Annotated in this window: 15 protein-coding genes; 7 read left to right on the top strand and 8 right to left on the bottom strand. The window is 55.0% G+C overall.

Annotation, left to right across the window (positions count from 1 at the left end):
* Window positions 1-70 precede the first annotated feature (70 nt).
* The 6 genes from NSQ24_RS06585 to NSQ24_RS06560 all read right to left on the bottom strand — a co-directional run bounded on the left by NSQ24_RS06585 (window position 71) and on the right by NSQ24_RS06560 (window position 8,377).
* The gene (locus NSQ24_RS06585) at window positions 71-1,867 is read right to left on the bottom strand and encodes a M3 family oligoendopeptidase (RefSeq protein ID WP_024983519.1); all 1,797 of its coding nucleotides are present in this window, start codon (window positions 1,865-1,867) and stop codon (window positions 71-73) included.
* A 395-nt stretch (window positions 1,868-2,262) separates the two neighbouring features.
* Window positions 2,263-2,781 (bottom strand): molybdopterin-guanine dinucleotide biosynthesis protein B, encoded by a 519-nt coding sequence (mobB, locus tag NSQ24_RS06580; RefSeq protein ID WP_339167473.1) that lies wholly within the window; start codon window positions 2,779-2,781, stop codon window positions 2,263-2,265.
* Between the two features lie 3 nt (window positions 2,782-2,784).
* Complete coding sequence (gene glp / locus NSQ24_RS06575) at window positions 2,785-4,044, bottom strand: gephyrin-like molybdotransferase Glp (RefSeq protein WP_171505776.1); 1,260 nt, start codon at window positions 4,042-4,044, stop codon at window positions 2,785-2,787.
* 50 nt (window positions 4,045-4,094) lie between these two features.
* The gene (locus NSQ24_RS06570) at window positions 4,095-6,443 is read right to left on the bottom strand and encodes an FdhF/YdeP family oxidoreductase (protein ID WP_003388191.1); all 2,349 of its coding nucleotides are present in this window, start codon (window positions 6,441-6,443) and stop codon (window positions 4,095-4,097) included.
* A gap of 242 nt (window positions 6,444-6,685) precedes the next feature.
* Window positions 6,686-7,051: a DUF2294 domain-containing protein gene (locus NSQ24_RS06565; RefSeq protein WP_003388192.1), complete on the bottom strand. Its 366-nt coding sequence runs from the start codon at window positions 7,049-7,051 to the stop codon at window positions 6,686-6,688.
* 51 nt (window positions 7,052-7,102) lie between these two features.
* Window positions 7,103-8,377, bottom strand: coding sequence for an OFA family MFS transporter (locus NSQ24_RS06560; protein ID WP_003388193.1), 1,275 nt, complete (start codon window positions 8,375-8,377; stop codon window positions 7,103-7,105).
* Window positions 8,378-8,759: 382 nt separating this feature from the next.
* On the opposite strand from NSQ24_RS06560, the gene fdhD reads away from it, so the two are divergent.
* A complete protein-coding gene (gene fdhD, locus NSQ24_RS06555) occupies window positions 8,760-9,563 on the top strand; it encodes a formate dehydrogenase accessory sulfurtransferase FdhD (RefSeq protein ID WP_339167472.1) in 804 nt (267 codons plus the stop codon).
* Window positions 9,564-9,591: 28 nt separating this feature from the next.
* On the opposite strand, the gene NSQ24_RS06550 is transcribed toward fdhD, so the two are convergent.
* Entirely contained in the window at window positions 9,592-10,260 is a 669-nt protein-coding gene (locus tag NSQ24_RS06550; RefSeq protein ID WP_339167471.1) for a molybdenum cofactor guanylyltransferase, read from the bottom strand.
* Between the two features lie 108 nt (window positions 10,261-10,368).
* Between NSQ24_RS06550 and NSQ24_RS06545 the strand changes: the two genes are divergently transcribed.
* The 6 genes from NSQ24_RS06545 to NSQ24_RS06520 all read left to right on the top strand — a co-directional run bounded on the left by NSQ24_RS06545 (window position 10,369) and on the right by NSQ24_RS06520 (window position 18,126).
* On the top strand, window positions 10,369-12,069 hold the full coding sequence (locus tag NSQ24_RS06545; RefSeq protein WP_339167469.1) for a methyl-accepting chemotaxis protein: 1,701 nt from the start codon (window positions 10,369-10,371) through the stop codon (window positions 12,067-12,069).
* Window positions 12,070-12,262: 193 nt separating this feature from the next.
* Entirely contained in the window at window positions 12,263-14,083 is a 1,821-nt protein-coding gene (locus NSQ24_RS06540) for a sigma 54-interacting transcriptional regulator (RefSeq protein ID WP_339167467.1), read from the top strand.
* Window positions 14,084-14,226: 143 nt separating this feature from the next.
* The gene (locus NSQ24_RS06535) at window positions 14,227-15,309 is read left to right on the top strand and encodes an ABC transporter ATP-binding protein (RefSeq protein ID WP_003388199.1); all 1,083 of its coding nucleotides are present in this window, start codon (window positions 14,227-14,229) and stop codon (window positions 15,307-15,309) included.
* A 110-nt stretch (window positions 15,310-15,419) separates the two neighbouring features.
* Window positions 15,420-16,220, top strand: coding sequence for an ABC transporter permease (locus tag NSQ24_RS06530; RefSeq protein WP_141334252.1), 801 nt, complete (start codon window positions 15,420-15,422; stop codon window positions 16,218-16,220).
* A gap of 1 nt (window position 16,221) precedes the next feature.
* The gene (locus NSQ24_RS06525) at window positions 16,222-17,001 is read left to right on the top strand and encodes an ABC transporter permease subunit (RefSeq protein ID WP_024983525.1); all 780 of its coding nucleotides are present in this window, start codon (window positions 16,222-16,224) and stop codon (window positions 16,999-17,001) included.
* A 51-nt stretch (window positions 17,002-17,052) separates the two neighbouring features.
* The gene (locus tag NSQ24_RS06520; RefSeq protein ID WP_024983526.1) at window positions 17,053-18,126 is read left to right on the top strand and encodes a spermidine/putrescine ABC transporter substrate-binding protein; all 1,074 of its coding nucleotides are present in this window, start codon (window positions 17,053-17,055) and stop codon (window positions 18,124-18,126) included.
* A gap of 298 nt (window positions 18,127-18,424) precedes the next feature.
* Here the strand turns inward: NSQ24_RS06520 and NSQ24_RS06515 are convergent, their stop codons facing one another.
* Window positions 18,425-18,895 carry an NUDIX domain-containing protein gene (locus NSQ24_RS06515; RefSeq protein ID WP_003388201.1) on the bottom strand — a complete coding sequence of 157 codons (471 nt, stop codon included), beginning with the start codon at window positions 18,893-18,895 and terminating at the stop codon, window positions 18,425-18,427.
* Window positions 18,896-19,015 lie beyond the last annotated feature (120 nt).

Genomic DNA, 19,015 nt, shown 5'->3' with positions numbered 1-19,015 from the left:
CGAAGGAAAACGTTCCGCACCAAAAAAGATCCGACCATTCACCGGCCGGATCTTGCTATTGGGACGTTTCCTACACCGTCTCTTTTTCCGTCAACCGCAGGAATTCATCGATGTCGGCTACCGCCAGATCGACGGCTGTCTGCCAGAACTCCACAGTCGTAATGTCCTCGCCCAGGTGGCGCATAGCCAGCTCCTCGACGGTCATCCGCCCCGTATCGCGCAGCAGGGCGTCGTACATGTCGGCAAAGCCGGGCCCTTCCTGCAGCGCGCGTGCATATACGCTCAGGCTGAACAGATAGCCGAAGGTGTACGGGAAATTGTAGAACGGATAGGTGGTGATATAGAAATGCAGCTTGGACGCCCAGAAATGCGGCTCGTACTCGGAGAGCGCATCGCAGTAGGCTTCTTTCTGCGCTTCGACCATCAGGCGATTCAGCTCGCCGACGCTGACCAGTCCTTTTTTCCGCTGCTCGTAAAAACGCGTCTCGAACAGGAAGCGAGCGTGGATGTTCATAAAGAAAGCGACGGTCTGCTGCAGTTTGTCCTCCAAAAGGGAGATGCGTTCCTTGTCGCTGGCAGCGTTTTTCACAGCCGCATCGGCGACGATCATTTCCGCAAAGGTGGACGCCGTCTCCGCCACGTTCATCGCGTAATTTTGCGCCAATTGCGGCAAACCGCTCATGACCTGCTGATGATAAGCATGACCGAGCTCGTGCGCCAGGGTCGATACGTTTTTCGCAGTTCCAGCGTAAGTCATGAATACGCGGGATTGGTTTCTCACCGGGAAGCTGGTGCAGAAACCCCCGGGACGTTTGCCTGCGCGATCCTCTGCCTCGATCCAGCCTTCCTCGAATGCACGGCGGGAAAATTCAGCCATCGCCGGGTGGAAACGGCCGAACTGCTCGAGGATAAAGGCAGCCGCTTCATCATAAGAAACCTGTTTATGTTCTTTGGAGATCGGTGCGGACACATCGTACCAGCTCACTTTTTCCACACCGAGCAGCTTCGCTTTCCGCTCCAGGTACGCAACCAGGCGGTCCTTGCGGTTGTTGATCGCCTGCCACATCGCATCGAGCGTTTTTTCCTGCATTCTGCCGATGTCAAGCGGCTCGCGCAGAACGGATTCCCAGCCGCGATGGCGGTACAGCGCGAGACGGAAGCCTGCCAAATGGTTGATCGCTTTGGCAAACAATTCTGCTTCTTTCGCCCAAGCTTCTTCCCACTTGGCAAATACGAGAGCGCGGACGGAACGATCCGGATGGTTCATCAGATTGGCCGCTTGACCGACTGACAGTTGTTTCGTCTCCCCGTCGATCTCCACTTCAATCGTCATGCGCCCTACGACTGCATTGGACAAATCTTGCCAGGCATGATATCCGTCGACAGCCAGATCGGTAGCCAGCATCTCCTGTTCAGGAGTCAGCTTTTCCTGAGCCCGTCTGCGCCGTTCGTTCAACGGAAAGGCGATCGGCTCCACATCCGGTAGCTGCAGGATCGCATTCCATGATTGCTCGTCAATGTTCAGCAGGTGAACATCCCATGTCGTCAAAACGGAGGCAAACGCAGCGGACAGACTTTTGACCCGTCCCCCGAGAAGCGTAGCCTGCTCGTCCCGGACGTTCTGGGCTGTCAGGCAGGAAATAAACGCCCCCGCTTCTTTCAGGCGAACCGCAATGCTTTGCACAGTAGCGAGTACGGCTTGAAACGGTGACGGCTCAGAAAGGGAAAGTCCTTTCTGTGTTAACTGAGCGCGCAGTGCGGCAACCTCGTCTTCCAGTTGGCCCAAAAATGTACGAAACGCTTCCGAGGCGCTTCCGCCTGGAAAAAACACATCCAAATCCCAACGCTGTGGTAATTGCTTTGTCATTATGTACCCCTCCCCCTGTCATTGTAACCCAATGGTTTCACCATGTGCAGAGTATTTCCAAAATTTTGTAGAAGCAAGGATGTCTTCATTTGCTGTCTCTATATTATAGGAAGAAAATATTTTGGGATGGAAGAAAAAATTTGATAAGAGAGCAAACATATCCGCCTGACGTCAGAATGTGCCTCCGGATGCGCAAGCTGTATCCATTAGTAAACGCTCACCACTGGATACGGGGAGACAGGGATCGGGCGGCATGAAACAAAGAAAAGCCGTTTTCCCAAGTAGCAGGACAACGGCTTTTTGAAAACGATTTTTTAAGAACGGCTTTTTAAGTACGCCTTTTTGTACAGCAACCCATTTTCATTCGAAGGATTGCCCGTAGTAAAAGGTAGCAATCAGCCCGTCCCTTTTTTTCTAGCCTCGTAATAATCCAGCACAAACCGGGCGACCCGATCCCGGTCATTCACCGAAAACACAGGCACCTCTGGATGTGCAAAAGCATCCCAGCTGATCACAGCGACCACACCCGATACGAGCGAGAGCAGCTGCTGATCCTCCGGACGGCGCAGGACGACCATTTTCGGGTAGTTCTCCCGCTTGAAGCCTTCGACCAGCACCAGCTCGGCACCTGCTGCTGCCATCCGCTCGATCAGCTCTGACAAAGGCAGCGGCCGCTGCTCCAGCATCGCCGTTTTTGTCCGCGATGTGATCGTCACCAGCGAGGCTCCCGCTTCTCTGTACTTCCACGTATCCTTGCCCGGCTGATCCCATTCAAAGTCATGCCCGCCGTCGTGCTTGATGACGCCTACACGAATGCCAGACTCCTCGATAAGCGAGATCAGCTTGGCCATCAATGTCGTTTTGCCCGAATCGGAGTAGCCCACGATCTGCAGGACGACCGCTTCCCTTGCCATTCGTCACTCCTCCCTCGACCAGCCCGGCATGACATGACAGATGACCTCGACGACCTCTCCGGCCAGCTTGCCTCTGCCTCCTGGCGGAATAATGGCAAAGCATTCGCTTTTTGACATGGTGCAAAGGTTTCCCGCTTTGTCGTTCCAATCAGGCCATACGTACAAGCTTCCCTTTTCCTCCGTCAACTTCCCCCGCAAATACCGGGGATACGGGCAGGGCTTGTCGTACGTCTCGCCCAAAAAGGCTTTGATCCGCTTCGTTTGGACCTTGCCCTCACCCAAAAGCGACCGCAAAACAGGGAGCAGGAAAAGGTGAGCGCCCAGAAAACAAGCGCCCGGGTTGCCCGAAAGCGCGCAGATGAGCTTGTCTTGGTAGAGCAGCGCCGTGGTCGGACTGCCGGGACGGATCGCCACTCTGTTAAACAAAAGGCTCACATCCGGCTCGTCTGTCAGATAAGCCATGACATCGTAATCCCCCACGGAAACGCCTCCGGACGTGACCAACAAATCGACCTGCTCCAGGCACTCTCCGATGCGCTTCTTGGCGAGCGGCAATTCATCGGGAAGCCCTTCGAACAGGACCGGTATCCCGCCTGTCTCCGCGATCATGGCAGACAGCATGATGGCATTGCTGTTGCGAATTTTTCCCGGCACGAGCGGCTCGTCTACCTCCAAAAGTTCCGTGCCGGTCGACAGCAGGCCGACCCGGGGCTTGCGGACCACCGGTACCCGGGCGTAGCCGAATGTAGCCAGGATGGCAAGCGTACCTGCATTGATGCGCTCGCCCGCTTTGGCTACAACGCTGCCCTGCTGCATTTCCTCCCCCTGGCGCGAGAGGTTTTCACCCGGCGCAAGCTGGCGCTTGATTCTGACCTCCCGCGACATTTCACCCGGCTGCTCTGTCTGCTCGAACATGATGACTGCATTGGCCCCGGGCGGCAGCATCGCCCCGGTCATGATCCGGCTCGCCGTCCCCGGTGTCACTTCCTTTGCCGGTACATCGCCGGCCGCAATCGTTTCCACTACCTGCAGCGGGACGGGCTGCTCCACGGTAGCACCTGCTGTATCCTCCGCCCTCACGGCAAATCCGTCCAACGGGGAGCGGTCAAATGGAGGCAGATCGCTCGTAGCCGTAATATCTCTGGCCAAAATGCGTCCGTATGATTCGTATATGTCGACCTGTTCTTCCTCCAGCCTGCCCAGGTCGGTCAGCAGCCTGCCGACCGCTTCCTCCACGCTGATCGTTTGTCGCTGAAAGCGCATGGTTTGTTCCTCCTCCTAGATGTTCCCTGCCTCGCGTATCGCAAGCCCGATTAGCCGACGTCCACTTCCAGATCCTCCACCCGCTTTTCCGCGTACTTCAAATCCTTGCCTGCTGTAAATCGGTCCGCTTTTTCCACTTTCACAGTCGTATTGTATTCGGGAATGCCCGCGTACTTTTCGTAAACGCCTTTGGGAATGAGCACATTCCCCTCTGGCCAATACACCTGGATATTTCCCTGAAGCGTATCTGCATACTTCGCCTTGCCCTGAAACGTTCCAAACTGATTATACACGACGATCGGCTCCCCCTCCCGAATATGCAAGCTTTTGGCATCTTCCGGATGGATCAGAACGTCATAGCGATCCGCGTCGTTAAAGGGGTCTCTCTCACTATATACCATGGAATTGAACTGCTTGCCTCTGCGGGTCGTGACGAAAAATTGACCATTCGGCCTCTGCAGCTCAGGCAGCTCGATCGGAATCAGATTGGCCCGCCCGTCGGGAGTCGGACAGACGCCGTCCTCGCACAACCACGCCCCTCCCCATTGGAAGACATCGCCCCGCTTTTTGAGATGCTGGATGCCGTCGTAATTCGGATTGGCCAGGGCGATCTCCTCCCGTATCTCCTGCGCGCTGGAAAACTGGATCAAGTGCTTGCGCTTGGGGTCTACACGGCAGGCCAGATCGACATAAATCTCCCATTCCGCCCGGGCCTCCCCGATCCGCGGCCCCTCTACCTCGGCGCTGAAATAGACCATCCGCTCCGTACTGGTCGAGGTGCCTCCCCCCGGCTGTTCATAGCGGGTCATCGCCGGCAGGACGATGACCTCCTCCTTGGCGTCCACCAGCGTAGAAGTGTTGAAAATGATGTCCTGATGCACCCGCAGCTCGACGTTCTCCAGACATTTCTTCATATAAGAAGGATCAGGCATCGTCTCGAGAAAGTTTCCTCCGCTGGTGTAAAACAGCCTCGTTTTCCGCTCGTGGCCGTTTGGGAGCAAAGCATTTTCCAGCGAGACGCCGACGATGTCCCCCTGCCACTTCGGAATCGAAAAGCCCCATATCTTCTCGAGCCGGCTCCAGCTTTTTTCATCAAAATCTCCTCCGGGCAGACTGAACGGGTCGGCTCCCATCTCGCCCGAGCCCTGTACCCCGGAATGCCCGCGGATCGGCATCACGCCGCAGTGCTTCCGTCCAATGAAGCCGCGCAGGATTGCCAGATTGGCCACCTGGGAGATGTTGTCCGTGCCGAAACGGTGCTGCGTCAAGCCCATCGACCAGACGAACACTCCTGATTTCGCGCGTGCCAGCAAGACGGCGAACTCCTTCATCCGCTCCCGGCTCGTTCCCGCCGATTTCTCCAGCGCCGCCCAGTCCTGAGCCAAGACATGCGCCTTCAATTCATCCAGTCCGTTTGCATGATGGGCCAAAAAGTCGTGATCGAGCGCCGCTCCCCGCTCGGCCTCCTCCATCTCAAACCAAATCTTCATGACTCCGTTCATGAAGGCGATGTCGCCGCCTATATTGACCTGATAAAAATCGTCGACGATTTTGGTGCCGAACAGAGCGCTGTCAGGGATGGACGGAATCCAGTACTTCTCCATCGCCGGCTCCCGGTACGGGTTGATCAGGATGATCTTCGTCCCCGCTTTCTTGGCCGCATACATATACTTGGTGGATACAGGCTGGTTGTTCGCTGGCACCGAGCCCCAAAAGACGAGCACATCTGTCCCGATCCAGTCCTGATAGTTGCAACTGGACGCTCCGATGCCCAGTGAGCGTTTCAATGCCGTTTTGCTCGGAGAGTGGCAGATTCGGGAGGAATTGTCGATATTGTTCGTTCCGAGGAAACGGGCCACTTTTGCTGCCGTATAGTACACTTCGTTGGTTATGCCGCGGGAGGTCAGAAAAAACGCCAGCTGCTTGGGAGAAATGCCTCTGATCTTGGAGGCGATGCGGTTTAAGGCTTCGTTCCAACTGATGCGGGCAAAGCGATTTTCACCAGGCTTGCGGGAGAGCGGGTAGGGGATGCGGCCCAGCTTGCGCAAATCTGCGCTGGACAGCTTTCTCATTTCTTCTACATTTTCAAGCCATTTCGGATCGATGGCGGGCATCGTATTGAGCCGCAGCACGTTCAGGCGCGTCGTGCACAGATGAGCGCCCTTCAGCGTCTGATCGGACAAGCCTGAGACACCGAGCGCACAGCCGTCGCACACTCCCTGCGTCAGGATGCGGTATGCGTATGCAAGGTTATCCCGATTCTCGTAGATGACCTTCACCGTATCTCGGATGTGATGCGGCTTTACCTTGCCAAGTCCCATTGGAACCAGAGATGCCCACATAGAAGGTTTCCAGGATGTATCAAGCTTGATGGGACCGTTGTGCTTCGTCTTTCCCATGACACTCGCTCCTTTCTTTTTAACGATTATTCCGCCGAAACAATCGTATTCCTTCCTATCCATCATCCGAAAAAAAAGCGTTTTCATTATTTGCAAGAAAATAACCACCGCGAAACAGTCCCATCAAAGCGAAAGGAATGTCCACGGTGGTTCTTCGGCAGGAGCGCTACCAAGTACCTTGCGTGTGTGAGGCGATACTCCGTCTTGTCCAAACGCTCACAGGATCGCTGCTGCGCTCAGGCTTACGGCTCGTTTTTGAACTTTTTTTCGATGTCTTGGTCAAACACGAAGATGGACATCCCAAAATCGCGTTCAATGTCAATATCGACGAATAAATCCACGAGGGCCGCACCTAGAAATGCCTCCATGTCGATCGGACGGTTTTTCCGGTACATTTCCTTTACCATTTCCGTCCGGGCCGCACGGAGCATCTGTTTCCCTTCATCAGCAGTCGCAATGAACTTTTCTACCGGAGAGAGGTTCCCCTCCATCTCGCAAATCGCCCAATTTTTGCAAAACGTCGTGACGATTTTGCTCGGTCCCTTGCCCATGTGTCGCTTTCGGAAGGTTCTGACCAGATTGCTGAACTCAGCTTCATATTTATTCATCGATGCAAGTCACCTTTAACTAATTGATCTTACCTAAAACTTTACCACTTATCAGCTAGCCAGTTCAACAGCGTTTTCTTTGCGCTTCGCTTCTTCTTTCAGCTTTTTGATGTCGAGACGGACGATCAGCGAGATGACGAGAGCTACCACAAACATTGCCACAAATACGCTCAGCGTGCCGGTGTAGCTGCCAGTCTTTTCACGTACCCAGGCTGCAAAGATCGGACCAGCCAGTCCCGCTGCCGCCCATGCTGTCAGGATGTAGCCGTGAATAGCGCCCAATTGCTTCGTGCCGAACAGGTCGCCGATGTAGGCCGGGATCGAGGAGAAGCCGCCGCCATAGCAGGTCATGATGATGAACATCGCGATCATGAACAGCGTCTGGATCGTCAAATTCGGCAAAAGGAAGAACAGGACGATCTGGATCGCGAAGAAGGCGGTGTAGGTATTGGCACGGCCGATATAGTCAGACAGGGATGCCCAGCCGATGCGGCCGGCTCCGTTGAACAAGCCGTTCAAGCCAACCATGGTTGCCGCCATGCCGACAGACATTCCGGCAATCTCTTGCGCCATCGGAGACGCAACCGAGATGATCGCGATACCACAGGTCACGTTGATAAAAAGCATCAGCCACAGCCAGTAGAATCGGCGCGTTTTCACCGCTTCGTTGGCGGTCAGCTGGCACAGGTCCTTCTTAATCTGCTTTTGTCCCTCGCTTGCTTGTGCGGAATATCCTGCCGGCACCCATCCTTGTGGCGGCGGAGCCAGGTATTGAGCGGAAGCAAACATAACGACGAAATAAATGATGCCGAGAATAAAGAATGTATTCGCGATTCCTACGCTTTCGATCAGTGCTTGAATAATCGGTCCCGCAATCATCGATGCAAAGCCAAATCCCATGATCGCCAGTCCTGTTGCCAAACCGCGGCGGTCAGGGAACCATTTGACCAGCGTGGAAACCGGAGTAATATACCCGACGCCCAGTCCGATTCCGCCCAATACGCCGTAGCATATGTACAAAAGCGGCAGGCTTTCCATGCTGATGGCCAGACCCGAACCGGTAATACCTACGCCAAAAAAGATTGAAGAAAGAATGCCTGCCTTGCGCGGTCCGTGCTTCTCCACATAGTGCCCGAGGAATGCCGCGGACAGCCCCAGGAACAAAATTGCGATGCTAAACGTCAGCTGTACACTGGACAGCTCCCAGCCAAATTGGCTGGTGATCGGCTTGGTGAATACGCTCCACGCGTAAACAGAACCGATTGAGAGGTGGATTCCCACCGCAGCCGCTGCAATCAACCAGCGGTTTTTCACTTTCTGCTGCATGCCAATTCATCTCCTTCATCATCAACTTGAGAGGCGATACCGAAGCACGCCCCGAAAACAAGAAAAACTGCCGGTCCATCCTCGCTACTGGAAGCCGGAAACCGGCACATGGGCGAAAAGATGAAACACGACAGTTAATCATCAGCAGGGTCGCTACTTCAGCATCAACAGCTAGTGTTTGGTATTCACTTACAGGCAGTCCGACAAAAGAACCGGCGACAGGTACGCTATCCCGCGTCAATTTGTGAACTGTTTCGTAAAAAGGTGAAAATTCTGTGACAACCAAAACCTCAAATAGTATACTACCATGTGAGCGCTTACTCTACAATACGTTCCTTAAATTTTTTTTGATATAACGGTTCAAAAGGAGGCCAAGGCCAGTATGTCCGATTTGTCCAAAACAATTACGCGCCCTGTCCTGAAGGTACAGGTGGGCAAGTCCGAGTGGGAAGACGACGAGGTTGTCACCGAATACCCGTTGACGATTTTTCTCGGGGACGAGGAGTTTGCCACCATCGTCTGCACGCCCGCCGATCTGGAGGAAATGGTAATCGGCTTTCTTGCCGCAGAAGGCGCGATCCGCTCCTATGCGGACATCAAGCAAGTCACCATCGACGAGGGAAAAGGGTTCGCGTACGTCGACACCCATCAGAAGACCATGCTGTCCCAGAGCTTTTACTCCAAGCGCCGCATCACCTCCTGCTGCGGCAAAAGCAGGCAGTCGTTTTATTTCTTCAGCGACGCGCGTACTGCCAAACCGGCTGAAGACGGCGTCACCGTCACACCGGAGCAATGCTTGCAGCTCATGAATGTGCTGCAAGCCTCGTCCGACATTCACCGCAAGACGGGCGGCGTGCACAACGCCGCGCTGTGCACGCCGGACAAGGTGCTGCTCCAGTATTCCGACATCGGCAGGCACAATGCGCTGGACAAGATCTACGGGTACTGCCTGCGGGAAAATATTTCGACCGCCGATAAAATTCTCACCTTCAGCGGCCGGATCTCCTCAGAGGTTTTGCTGAAGGCGGCAAAGATCGGAGCGGGCATCATTTTGTCCAAATCGGCCCCGACCGACCTCGCCCTGCAACTGGCGGAGGAGCTGAACATTACGGCGATCGGCTTTATCCGCAATGACAGGATGAACGTGTACACGAATCCTCATAGGGTCATCGTACCGACAGCTTGAGCTTTGTGTAAAGAGAAAGACCGGGCCGTTACGGCTGCCCGGTCTCTCTTTTTTGCTTTTCCTGCAGGGCGATGCGGTATTCCTCCGGCGTATTGGCATTAAAAGCCGCCCAAGGGTCGAGCAAGCCGGGCGGAGTCGTCACCACTTGAAGCCCGCAAAGCACCTCCATCAAGCGATGCTGCTTCATTTGCAGCGCCTCCTCCCACCTCGGCTGAGACCTCCTGTGGTACAGCGCAAACAGCGGGTGCAGCCGCTCCTCCTTTACCACAATCGCATCCCATTCGCTTACCTCTCCAGCGTATTGAATCAAACGTTCGAGCTGTGTCCGGTCCGCAAACGGCAAATCGCAAGAAAGCACCAGCAATGCCTCCTCGCTGCGCAAACGAAACGCGCTGACGATCCCGCTGATCGGTCCCGCTGACGGCACCAGGTCGCGTGTGACCTCTACCTCTACCGCTGCTTCCGCTACCTCCGCTCCCTGGCCCTTCTCCCCTTCCCTCTGCAGGGCTTCCGGCGTATTGGACACGATCAGACAGGGCAATCCAGCCGCGTTCACTTCCTGCCGCAAATATTGGATCAGCGTACTCCCCTGCCATGCCAACAGCTCTTTGGGCTGGCCCATTCGGCTGCTTTTTCCTCCTGCCAGAATGACTCCGGCTATCGATTTCTTCCGCACGCGATCAATTCCTTTACCCAAAATATTCAACTCTATTATATTTTCACAGAGAAAAAAAGAATTAACTTTATTGTCGGTTTCTCGATACTATCAATATACTTCGAAGATAGCAAAGAAAGGAGCGGTCACATGCCATTTCTCAACAAATTATCCCTCGGAGCGAAAATGAATTTGCTATTCGTAGCCGCTCTGCTGCTGGTTTCCGCCGTTGTCCTGATAACGGCTCAAACACAGCTGGAGAGCGGCATCAAGACTGCTGCTCTGAATAAGGCCAAGTCGGATTTGGCGCTGGGCTATGGTTACCTGGATCAAAAAATTCCCGGAGCATGGTCGGTGCAGAACGGGGTCCTTTACAAGGGGGAGACGCGGATCAACGACAATTTCGAGCTGGTAGACGAGCTCGGCAAATTGACAGGCGGCGATACGGTCACGATCTTTTTGGGCGATACGCGGGTCACGACCAATGTCATGAAGGACGGACAGCGCGCAGTCGGCACAAAGGCATCGGACGTTGTCATTCAGACCGTCCTGACCAATGGCGAGATCTACCTGGGAGAAGCAAACGTCGTCGGCCATCGCTACCAGTCCGCCTATCAGCCGATTACAGACAGCAGCGGAAAGGTCATCGGCATTTGGTATGTCGGCGCTTCCCAGGAGTTGATCGACAGCACCCAGAAAAAGTTTATGGCGATTTTTGCCGGGGCATTGATCGTCGTGCTGCTCATTGTCCAAGCTGCGTTCTTCTTGTTTACCCGCCGCCTGAAAAAAAGATTCGGCACGATCACGGAAGTCCTGGAAAATGCCGGGAATGGCGATTTTACCCGAAAACTAAGCGACCCATCTGGCGATGAAATCGGCCGGATCGCAGTCTCCTACAATCACATGAGCGCCAAATTGAAAGAATTGCTCGACACCGTCGCGCTGACTTCGCGTGAGGTTGCCGCCTCCTCGGAAAATCTTTCTTCCAGCGCAGCACAGATCAGCGAAGCCTCACGCCAGATTGCGGAGCATGTGTCAGAAGTCGCGATCGGCTCCGAGGAGCAGGTGCAAAAAGTAAATAACCGCCTTCTGGCGATCACGGATATTTCCTCGAATGCCCGGTTGATCGCCGCGCAGTCAGAGGAAATATCCGCCGCGGCCATCCACACCGGCGCAAAGAGCGAAGAAGGCGATATCGCGATCCAGCAAGCTGTAAAGCAGATGGGGAACATCTTCCATACCATGAACCAGCTTTCGCTTGTCGTGCAGGAGCTCGGGCAGCGCTCCCAGGAGATCGGGCAGATTACCGACGTGATTACAGAGCTCGCCGGTCAGACCAACCTGCTTTCCTTGAATGCCGCGATTGAAGCAGCCCGGGCAGGTGAACACGGGCGCGGATTTGCTGTCGTTGCGGACGAGGTGCGCAAGCTTGCCGAACAGTCTGCGCGTTCAGCCGAACAAATCGAGCGATTGATCGTCAGCATTCAGGCTGAAGCGGAGCAGGCCGTACAGACGATGGCCTCCGGCAGCGCCGAGGTCGCCGAGGGAATCGAAACCGTCAACAATGCCGGCGCTTCCTTCGCCGAAATTCGCCAGTCGATCCTCTCGCTGACTGAGATGATTCGGGAAGTGTCAGGACGCGCCCAAAACATGTCGAGCACGACTGAATCCGTTCTCGATGCCGTGTCAGGAATCGCCGAAATTGCCAGCCTTTCTGCGAAAAAGACGCAGGCTGTTTCGGCCGCCTCGGAGGAGCAAACGGCTGCTATGCAGGAGGTGACCGCCTCGGCTCTCACACTAGCGGAGCTGTCGGAACAACTAAAGGTTCTGGTGAACCGTTTTCGCACGTAAATATCAAGCAACCGGGTGCTCGCCCGGTTTTTTATTATAAATATTCCCAAAATTGAGAGGATTCTATCTGCTGTTGTCGAAGTGGGTTTTGCATCTGTTTTTCTGCTTCCGTCTTGTGAATAAAACCCCGTCTACAAGGATTGGGGACCTCGTATTGCAACTGTTTTGCCTGCAGACAGGAGGAGAAATGCAAATGAGTTTATTGCGGGAATTCCAGGAGATCACGCAGCAGGTGGCCGAAGCCATCTCAGCCGCTTTGCAGATCGAGACGGAGATTGTCGATGACACGATGACGATTATCGCCGGGACGGGAAAGTACAAAGACCGCATCAACACCAAGGAGGAGGGCGGCGAAGTGAACGCCGGCTATTTGTACGGCCGGGTTCTGACCACCAACCAGCCGTTCTTCATCGAGGACGCCCGCAGCGATCCCTCCTACGATCCGTCCGTCCTGCAGGGGGTCACCGAAGAGCTGGCGGAGCTGTGCACGCCGATCCATTACAAAGGCGAGGTGATCGGCGTGATCGGCCTGATCGCCTTCACCGAAACCCAGAGGAGGCTGCTCATCCACAATCGGCTGCCGTACCTTACCTTTTTGCAGCGGATGACCGAGCTGCTCACCGGCAAGATCGCCGAGCAGGAAGCCTGGAACGAGTGGAAGAAGACGTTCACCCAGTTGGAAACCTTGATCGAATCCATCCATGAGGGCATTATCGCCATCGACGAGCGCGGATTGATCAGCAATTGCAACAAAACGGCCCAGCAGCTGATTCAAAAGAACAAAAAGGAGCTCATCGGCACTCCCCTGCAAACGATTTGGGCCGACTCGCCGATGCTGCAAGTGCTTGAAACCGGCGTCGGCTATGTCGAGCAGGAGGAGATTTACCGCCTCGGGGAGCATGACATGCACTTCATCGTAACAGCCCGTCCCATCCGCGTGGCCGACCGGGTAGCGGGGGTTGTCGCCTCGTTTCGCCGGATGGCGGACATGCGTCGCCTCGCCTACGTCCTGACCAACGAGCACAAGGACCTGTACTTTTCGGAAATCATCGGCAAAAGCCGCTCCAAGTCGCTCGTGATCAAGCAGGCGGAGCAAGTCGCACGCGGTACCTCCAACATTTTGATCACCGGCGAGAGCGGCACCGGCAAAGGCATGATAGCCGCCGCCATCCACTCCGCAAGCAACCGGCGGGACGGTCCGTTCATTATCGTCAACTGCGGGGCGATTCCCGAGGCGCTGCTGGAAAGCGAGCTGTTCGGCTATGTGGCGGGCGCATTTACCGGAGCCAAGCGGGAAGGCAAGGCGGGCAAGTTCGAGCTGGCCGACGGCGGCACCATTTTTCTCGACGAGATCGGCGATTTGCCGCTGCATCTCCAGGTGAAGCTGCTCCACGTCCTGCAGAGCAAGCAGGTCGAACGGGTCGGGTCCAACCAGCTAATCCCTGTCAACATCCGGGTCATCTCCGCCACGAACAAAAACCTCGAGGAAATGGTGCGAAACCGTGAATTCCGCGAAGATCTCTACTTCCGGCTGAACGTCATCCCCCTGCACATGCCGCCTCTGCGCGAGCGGGTAGAAGACATCCCGCTGCTCATGGATCACTTCCTGGCGAAGTACCGGGAGCTTTTAGGCCACCCGATTCTCGATTTCACCCCGGAGGTTCGGGCACTGTTCATGCATTATCACTGGCCCGGGAATGTCCGCGAGCTGGAAAATGCCATCGAGTACGCCGTCAACATGGAGGTCTCGCCGTACATCGGACTGGACAGCGTTCCGGTGCGCATCCGCCAGCACCACAGCGTCAGCGGCATCACCGGTCCCGGCGAAGCCGATCAGCCGTTGAAGGAGCGACTCCAGCGCCACGAGCGGCAAATCCTGTACAGCATGCTGCAGCAATACGGATATTCTCTGGAAGCCAAAAAGCTGGTGGCAGAAAAACTGGACATCGGCCTGGCGACTCTATACAGAAAACTGGAGGGACATAAACTTCTCAATGATGAGAAAGTATTCTAATTTCTAGGAAGCAACGGGCGATGATTTTCCTGCCTTCTGCTTCTTTTTTCGTGTCTGATCGACCTATATGTTGGAATATTCAAAATTGGCATTATTTTTGCTTGTAACAAGAGGTGCGAAAAGAAAAAACGAGGGGGGTTCCCATGCTAGGTCCTATGGTGGAGCTTCAAAACGTCGTCAAACGCTTTGGTCAACATACAGTCGTACACGATCTGTCCCTCCACATCCAGAAGGGTGAATTTCTCACTTTGCTCGGCCCCAGCGGCTGCGGCAAAACCACTACGCTCAGAATGATTGCCGGATTCGAACATCCGACATCCGGCAAGGTAAAGCTGGATGGCGAGTTCGTACAGGATTTGCCTGCCTACTCCCGCGATGTCAACACCGTCTTTCAAAGCTACGCCCTCTTCCCCCACCTGAACGCTTACGAAAACGTAGCGTTCGGTTTGCGTGTCAAAAAAGTCGCCAGGGAAGAGATCGACCAGCGGGTCAAACAGGCTCTTCGCCTCGTTCAATTGGAAGAGTACGCCAGCCGCAAGCCGGAGCAGCTGAGCGGCGGCCAGCGGCAGCGGATTGCCATCGCCCGGGCGCTGGTAAACAATCCAAAGGTGCTGCTGCTCGACGAGCCGCTGGGCGCCCTGGATCAAAAGCTGCGCAAGCAGATGCAGGTCGAGCTGAAGCATCTGCAAAAGCAGCTCGGGGTCACGTTTGTCTTCGTCACGCACGACCAGGAAGAAGCGTTGACCATGTCTGACCGCATCGCGGTTATGAACAAGGGTGTCCTCGAACAGGTCGGCACCCCTGCCGACATCTACGACCGGCCTGCGACGCGATTTGTCGCGGAATTTATCGGCGAGACCAACCTGTTGACCGGAACAGTCAAACTGCGGGATTCCCGCCGGATGCTGATTGACTGCGGGGGCATGGAGGTAGCCGCGGCTTCTCTGCAGCTTCCCGAGAATGAGAAGGTGACCGTCGCGATCCGCCCGGAAAAATCGGCTCTCAGTCTTGCACCGGTAGAAACCGGGATTGACCAGCTCGTACAGCTTCCCGGCCGATTGACAGAGCGGATCTACTGCGGCGGAATTACGCGGACTGTCGTCACCTTGCCCGGGGGAATTCCCTTTGTCGCCGTGGAAAAAACGGATCAGCTCCTGCCGGTAAACGAAGGCGACGAACTATTCGTCAACTGGCAGCCGGAGCACGGGGTGGTGTTAACCCGATGAAGGCCCCTGTAATCGGCTCCGCCACCTCCAGCAGACCTGCAGCCACGACCCCGAACCGGCCTGTCCGCGATTACGGAAAGACCTGGACAATCGGGCCCATCCTGATCTGGATGAGTGCCCTTTTCCTGCTGCCGCTCATCTTGATTCTCGGCGTCAGCTTCTTTACCCGCAGCTCATTTGGCGGGATTGAACTGCCTTTGACAGTGGAGAACTACGTCCGTTTTTTCGACCCGCTCTACTTTAAAATTTTGTGGATTTCCTGTGTGCTGGCCTTTTTTACGACGGCGATTTGCCTCGTTCTCGGCTATCCGTTCGCCTATATCGTCGCCCGCTCTCCAATCAACTACCGCAACATTCTGATGCTGCTGATCATTGTTCCCTTTTGGACAAACTCGCTCATCCGAACCTACGCCTGGATCGTCCTTTTGCGGACCGAAGGGGTCATCAATACAATCCTCATGCAGCTCGGGATCATCAGTCAGCCCCTGCCGCTTCTGTACAACGAGACTGCCGTTCTGATCGGGCTTGTTTACACCATGCTGCCGTTTATGGTGCTGCCGCTGTACGCCTCGATCGAAAAGCTGGACAAATCGCTGCTGGAGGCGTCCTCGGACTTGGGCGCCAAGCCCGTCCATACCTTCTGGAAGGTGACCCTGCCTCTCACCGCGCCAGGGATCATGGCCGGTTCCCTGCTCGTCTTCATTCCGTCGCTGGGCCTCTTTTTCATCCCGGACCTGATGGGAGGAAGCAAGACCGTCCTGATCGGAAACCTGATCAAAAATCAGTTTCTCACCGCCCGCGACTGGCCATTCGGCTCGGCAAGCTCCATTATCCTGATGGGACTGACGCTGTTGTTTATCACAGCCTACATCCTGATCACCAAAGACAAAGAGGGAAAGGAGCTGCTCTAGGATGCGCTACTCGCTCGGCCGCAAATTCTCCGTTTTCTACGCTTCGCTTATCTACCTGTTTTTGTATATGCCCATTGCCATTTTGATTCTGTATTCCTTTAACCAATCCAAGCTGAATGCGGTCTGGACCGGTTTTACTTTCGACTGGTACGTAAAGCTGATGCAGAACAGCGACGTACTGGAAGCGATGAAGACCTCTCTGATCGTAGCGCTGATCAGCACGCTGGCCGCGACGATGATCGGCACGCTGGCGGCCGTCGGGATGTACCGCTACCACTTCCGCGGAAAAACGGCTCTGGACGCGATGCTGTACCTGCCCATCGTCATCCCGGAAATCGTCATGGGGATCTCGATGCTCGCGCTGTTCGCCCAGTTGAAGGTGCCGCTCGGCTATTTCACCCTGATCGCAGCGCACATCACCTTTTCCGTTCCCTTCGTCGTTGTCGTGGTGCGGGCCCGGTTGGCCGGATTTGACAAAAGCATCGAGGAGGCGGCGATGGATTTGGGGGCTACGCCCTGGCAGACGTTTGTCAAAGTGACGATGCCGGTCATCGCTCCGGGCATTTTAGCCAGCGCGATGCTTGCTTTTACGCTGTCTCTTGACGACGTGATCATCAGCTTTTTCGTGGCAGGGCCTGCGAGCGCGACGCTGCCCCTGAAGATTTTCTCCATGGTCAAATTCGGCGTGACTCCGGAAATCAACGCTCTGTCTACTTTGATGCTCGTCGTCACACTGGCTATTGTCATCTTTGCCGAACGCATCCGGATGCGCAAGGAGTAGTTCAAACGCTCAGCTCTTGAGTTTCCATATTATTACAAAGGGGGATTTGATATGAAGCAAGGCTTTCGGAAAATAGTGGCGGCCGGCTTTCTGACGATCGCACTGACAGCGGCTGGCTGCAGCTCCACGCCGTCATCGCAAGGCGGAGAAAACGGTCTGGACAAAGAACTCAATGTGTTTAACTGGTCTGAGTACCTGCCCGACTCGGTCATCAAAAAATTTGAAGAGAGATACGGGGTAAAAGTAAACTACAGTACGTTTTCCTCCAATGAAGAGATGCTGGCCAAGGTTTCCGCAGGGGGCGGCATTTACGATCTGACGGTAGCGAGCGACTATTTTATCCAGCCGATGGCCAATCAAGGACTGATCGAGCCGCTCGATCTGAACAATATTCCCAATTTCAAGAATCTGGAGCCCGACCTCGTAAACAAAGAGCATGATCCCGGCAACAAATACAGCGTCCCCTACATGGGCAATACGGTCTCGCTCGCCTACAACCCCGACAATATCAAGACGAGCATCACCAGCTTTGCGGACCTGTGGAAACCCGAATTGAAGAGCCAGATCGTGATGGTGGACGATCAGCGGTTCATCCTCGGCATGGTGTTGAAAACGCTGGGCTACTCCGGCAACGACACCGATCCTGCCCACCTCGAGGAGGCCAAGCAAAAAATGCTCCAGCTGATGCCCAATATCAAGGCCTTTGACAGCGACAGCCCGAAGACGCTGATGATCAACGGCGAAGTGAACGTCGCCCTCGTCTGGGGACCGGAAATCGCGCTGGCACAGCGGGAAAAGCCGCAAATCACGACAGTCCTGCCCAAAGAGGGACTGATGATAACATTTGACAACTTCGTCATACCTGCAGGTGCGAAACACAAGAAAACGGCGGAGGCCTTCATCAATTTCTTGCTCGAACCGGAAATCAGCGCGGAAATCGCCAAGGATTTTCCCTATATCAATCCGAATACCGAGGCCCGCAAGCTGATCGACAAGGAGACGCTGGAAAATATCGCCATCTATCCCCCGCCCGAAGAGATGAAGCGGGTGGAAAGCCTGAAGGATATCGGCGATTCGGTTAAACTGTACGACCGCATCTGGTCCGAAGTAAAAAGCTCGCAGTGAGCTGGCGGCAGTGTCGCTATACGAATTGCTCCGCCCTCGCACATTAGTTGCCCGAGGCCGTGGCATATTGCGAAACGTCTCGACCAATTGCCCGAGGCCGTGCCACATAGGCGAAACGTCTCGACCAATTGCCCGAGGCCGTGCCGCATGGCGAAACGTCCCGGCTAATTGCCCCAGACCGTGCCACATAGCGAAACGTCCCGGCCAATTGTCTAAAGGCCGAACCACATTTCAAAACGCCCAGCCTTGATATAACCTTTCCAAGGCTGGGGCGTTTGTTATTTTCCGTGTGTCAACCTCACTCGAAAATCGCTTGCTTTGCTTCTTCTTTTCGGAAGATCTCCCGCGGATAGTAATTGGCGAGGGGAGGAATCCCGTTTTCTTGAAAATACCCGAGCTCGCACATTTCGTCGTTTTCCGGGTGAAGAGCGCCTCCGACAACCGCGCACTCAAAAACAACCGTCAAGTATTCCACCTGATGTCCGTTCGGGTATGTAAATCTGTGCTTTTCCCCGCCAAACACTCCGATGATTCTCTCCGGCTTTACCTCCAAACCGGTCTCCTCCAGCACTTCCCTACGTACGGCCTCCGCTGGTGTTTCTCCGATCTCGATCGCCCCGGCGATCAGGCCCCAATTCTCCTCGTTATGTTTGCGTCCAAACAGAATTTCATCTTTTTCATTGCGGATCATTGCAGCGACGCAAGGCATGAAAATCAGGCCGGGCCCGAACGCTTCTCTCAAATCTTTATAGTATTGAGACATCGCCATAACGGTCAGCTCCTTCTTTATTGGCATCTTTATCGATTGTCTGCCGCTCTAACAGTTCCTTGCGACGCCCCCGCTCTCCTGCCTATAAAGATCCGCCAACCGAATGAAAAAAGGAAGGGA

It is taken from the genome of Brevibacillus sp. FSL L8-0520, assembly GCF_037963895.1.
GTDB lineage: Bacteria > Bacillota > Bacilli > Brevibacillales > Brevibacillaceae > Brevibacillus > Brevibacillus borstelensis.
The sequence above is the reverse complement of the archived record's forward strand: the minus strand, read 5'-3'. Positions and strand labels throughout refer to the sequence as shown.

What these genes read in the sequence shown, in the direction of transcription:
- NSQ24_RS06585 (WP_024983519.1), bottom strand. Translation starts at nt 1,867, where the DNA reads ATGACAAAGCAATTACCACAGCGTTGGGATTTGGATGTGTTTTTTCCA.
- mobB (WP_339167473.1), bottom strand. Translation starts at nt 2,781, where the DNA reads ATGGCAAGGGAAGCGGTCGTCCTGCAGATCGTGGGCTACTCCGATTCG.
- glp (WP_171505776.1), bottom strand. Translation starts at nt 4,044, where the DNA reads ATGCGCTTTCAGCGACAAACGATCAGCGTGGAGGAAGCGGTCGGCAGG.
- NSQ24_RS06570 (WP_003388191.1), bottom strand. Translation starts at nt 6,443, where the DNA reads ATGGGAAAGACGAAGCACAACGGTCCCATCAAGCTTGATACATCCTGG.
- NSQ24_RS06565 (WP_003388192.1), bottom strand. Translation starts at nt 7,051, where the DNA reads ATGAATAAATATGAAGCTGAGTTCAGCAATCTGGTCAGAACCTTCCGA.
- NSQ24_RS06560 (WP_003388193.1), bottom strand. Translation starts at nt 8,377, where the DNA reads ATGCAGCAGAAAGTGAAAAACCGCTGGTTGATTGCAGCGGCTGCGGTG.
- fdhD (WP_339167472.1), top strand. Translation starts at nt 8,760, where the DNA reads ATGTCCGATTTGTCCAAAACAATTACGCGCCCTGTCCTGAAGGTACAG.
- NSQ24_RS06545 (WP_339167469.1), top strand. Translation starts at nt 10,369, where the DNA reads ATGCCATTTCTCAACAAATTATCCCTCGGAGCGAAAATGAATTTGCTA.
- NSQ24_RS06540 (WP_339167467.1), top strand. Translation starts at nt 12,263, where the DNA reads ATGAGTTTATTGCGGGAATTCCAGGAGATCACGCAGCAGGTGGCCGAA.
- NSQ24_RS06535 (WP_003388199.1), top strand. Translation starts at nt 14,227, where the DNA reads ATGCTAGGTCCTATGGTGGAGCTTCAAAACGTCGTCAAACGCTTTGGT.
- NSQ24_RS06530 (WP_141334252.1), top strand. Translation starts at nt 15,420, where the DNA reads ATGAGTGCCCTTTTCCTGCTGCCGCTCATCTTGATTCTCGGCGTCAGC.
- NSQ24_RS06525 (WP_024983525.1), top strand. Translation starts at nt 16,222, where the DNA reads ATGCGCTACTCGCTCGGCCGCAAATTCTCCGTTTTCTACGCTTCGCTT.
- NSQ24_RS06520 (WP_024983526.1), top strand. Translation starts at nt 17,053, where the DNA reads ATGAAGCAAGGCTTTCGGAAAATAGTGGCGGCCGGCTTTCTGACGATC.
- NSQ24_RS06515 (WP_003388201.1), bottom strand. Translation starts at nt 18,895, where the DNA reads ATGGCGATGTCTCAATACTATAAAGATTTGAGAGAAGCGTTCGGGCCC.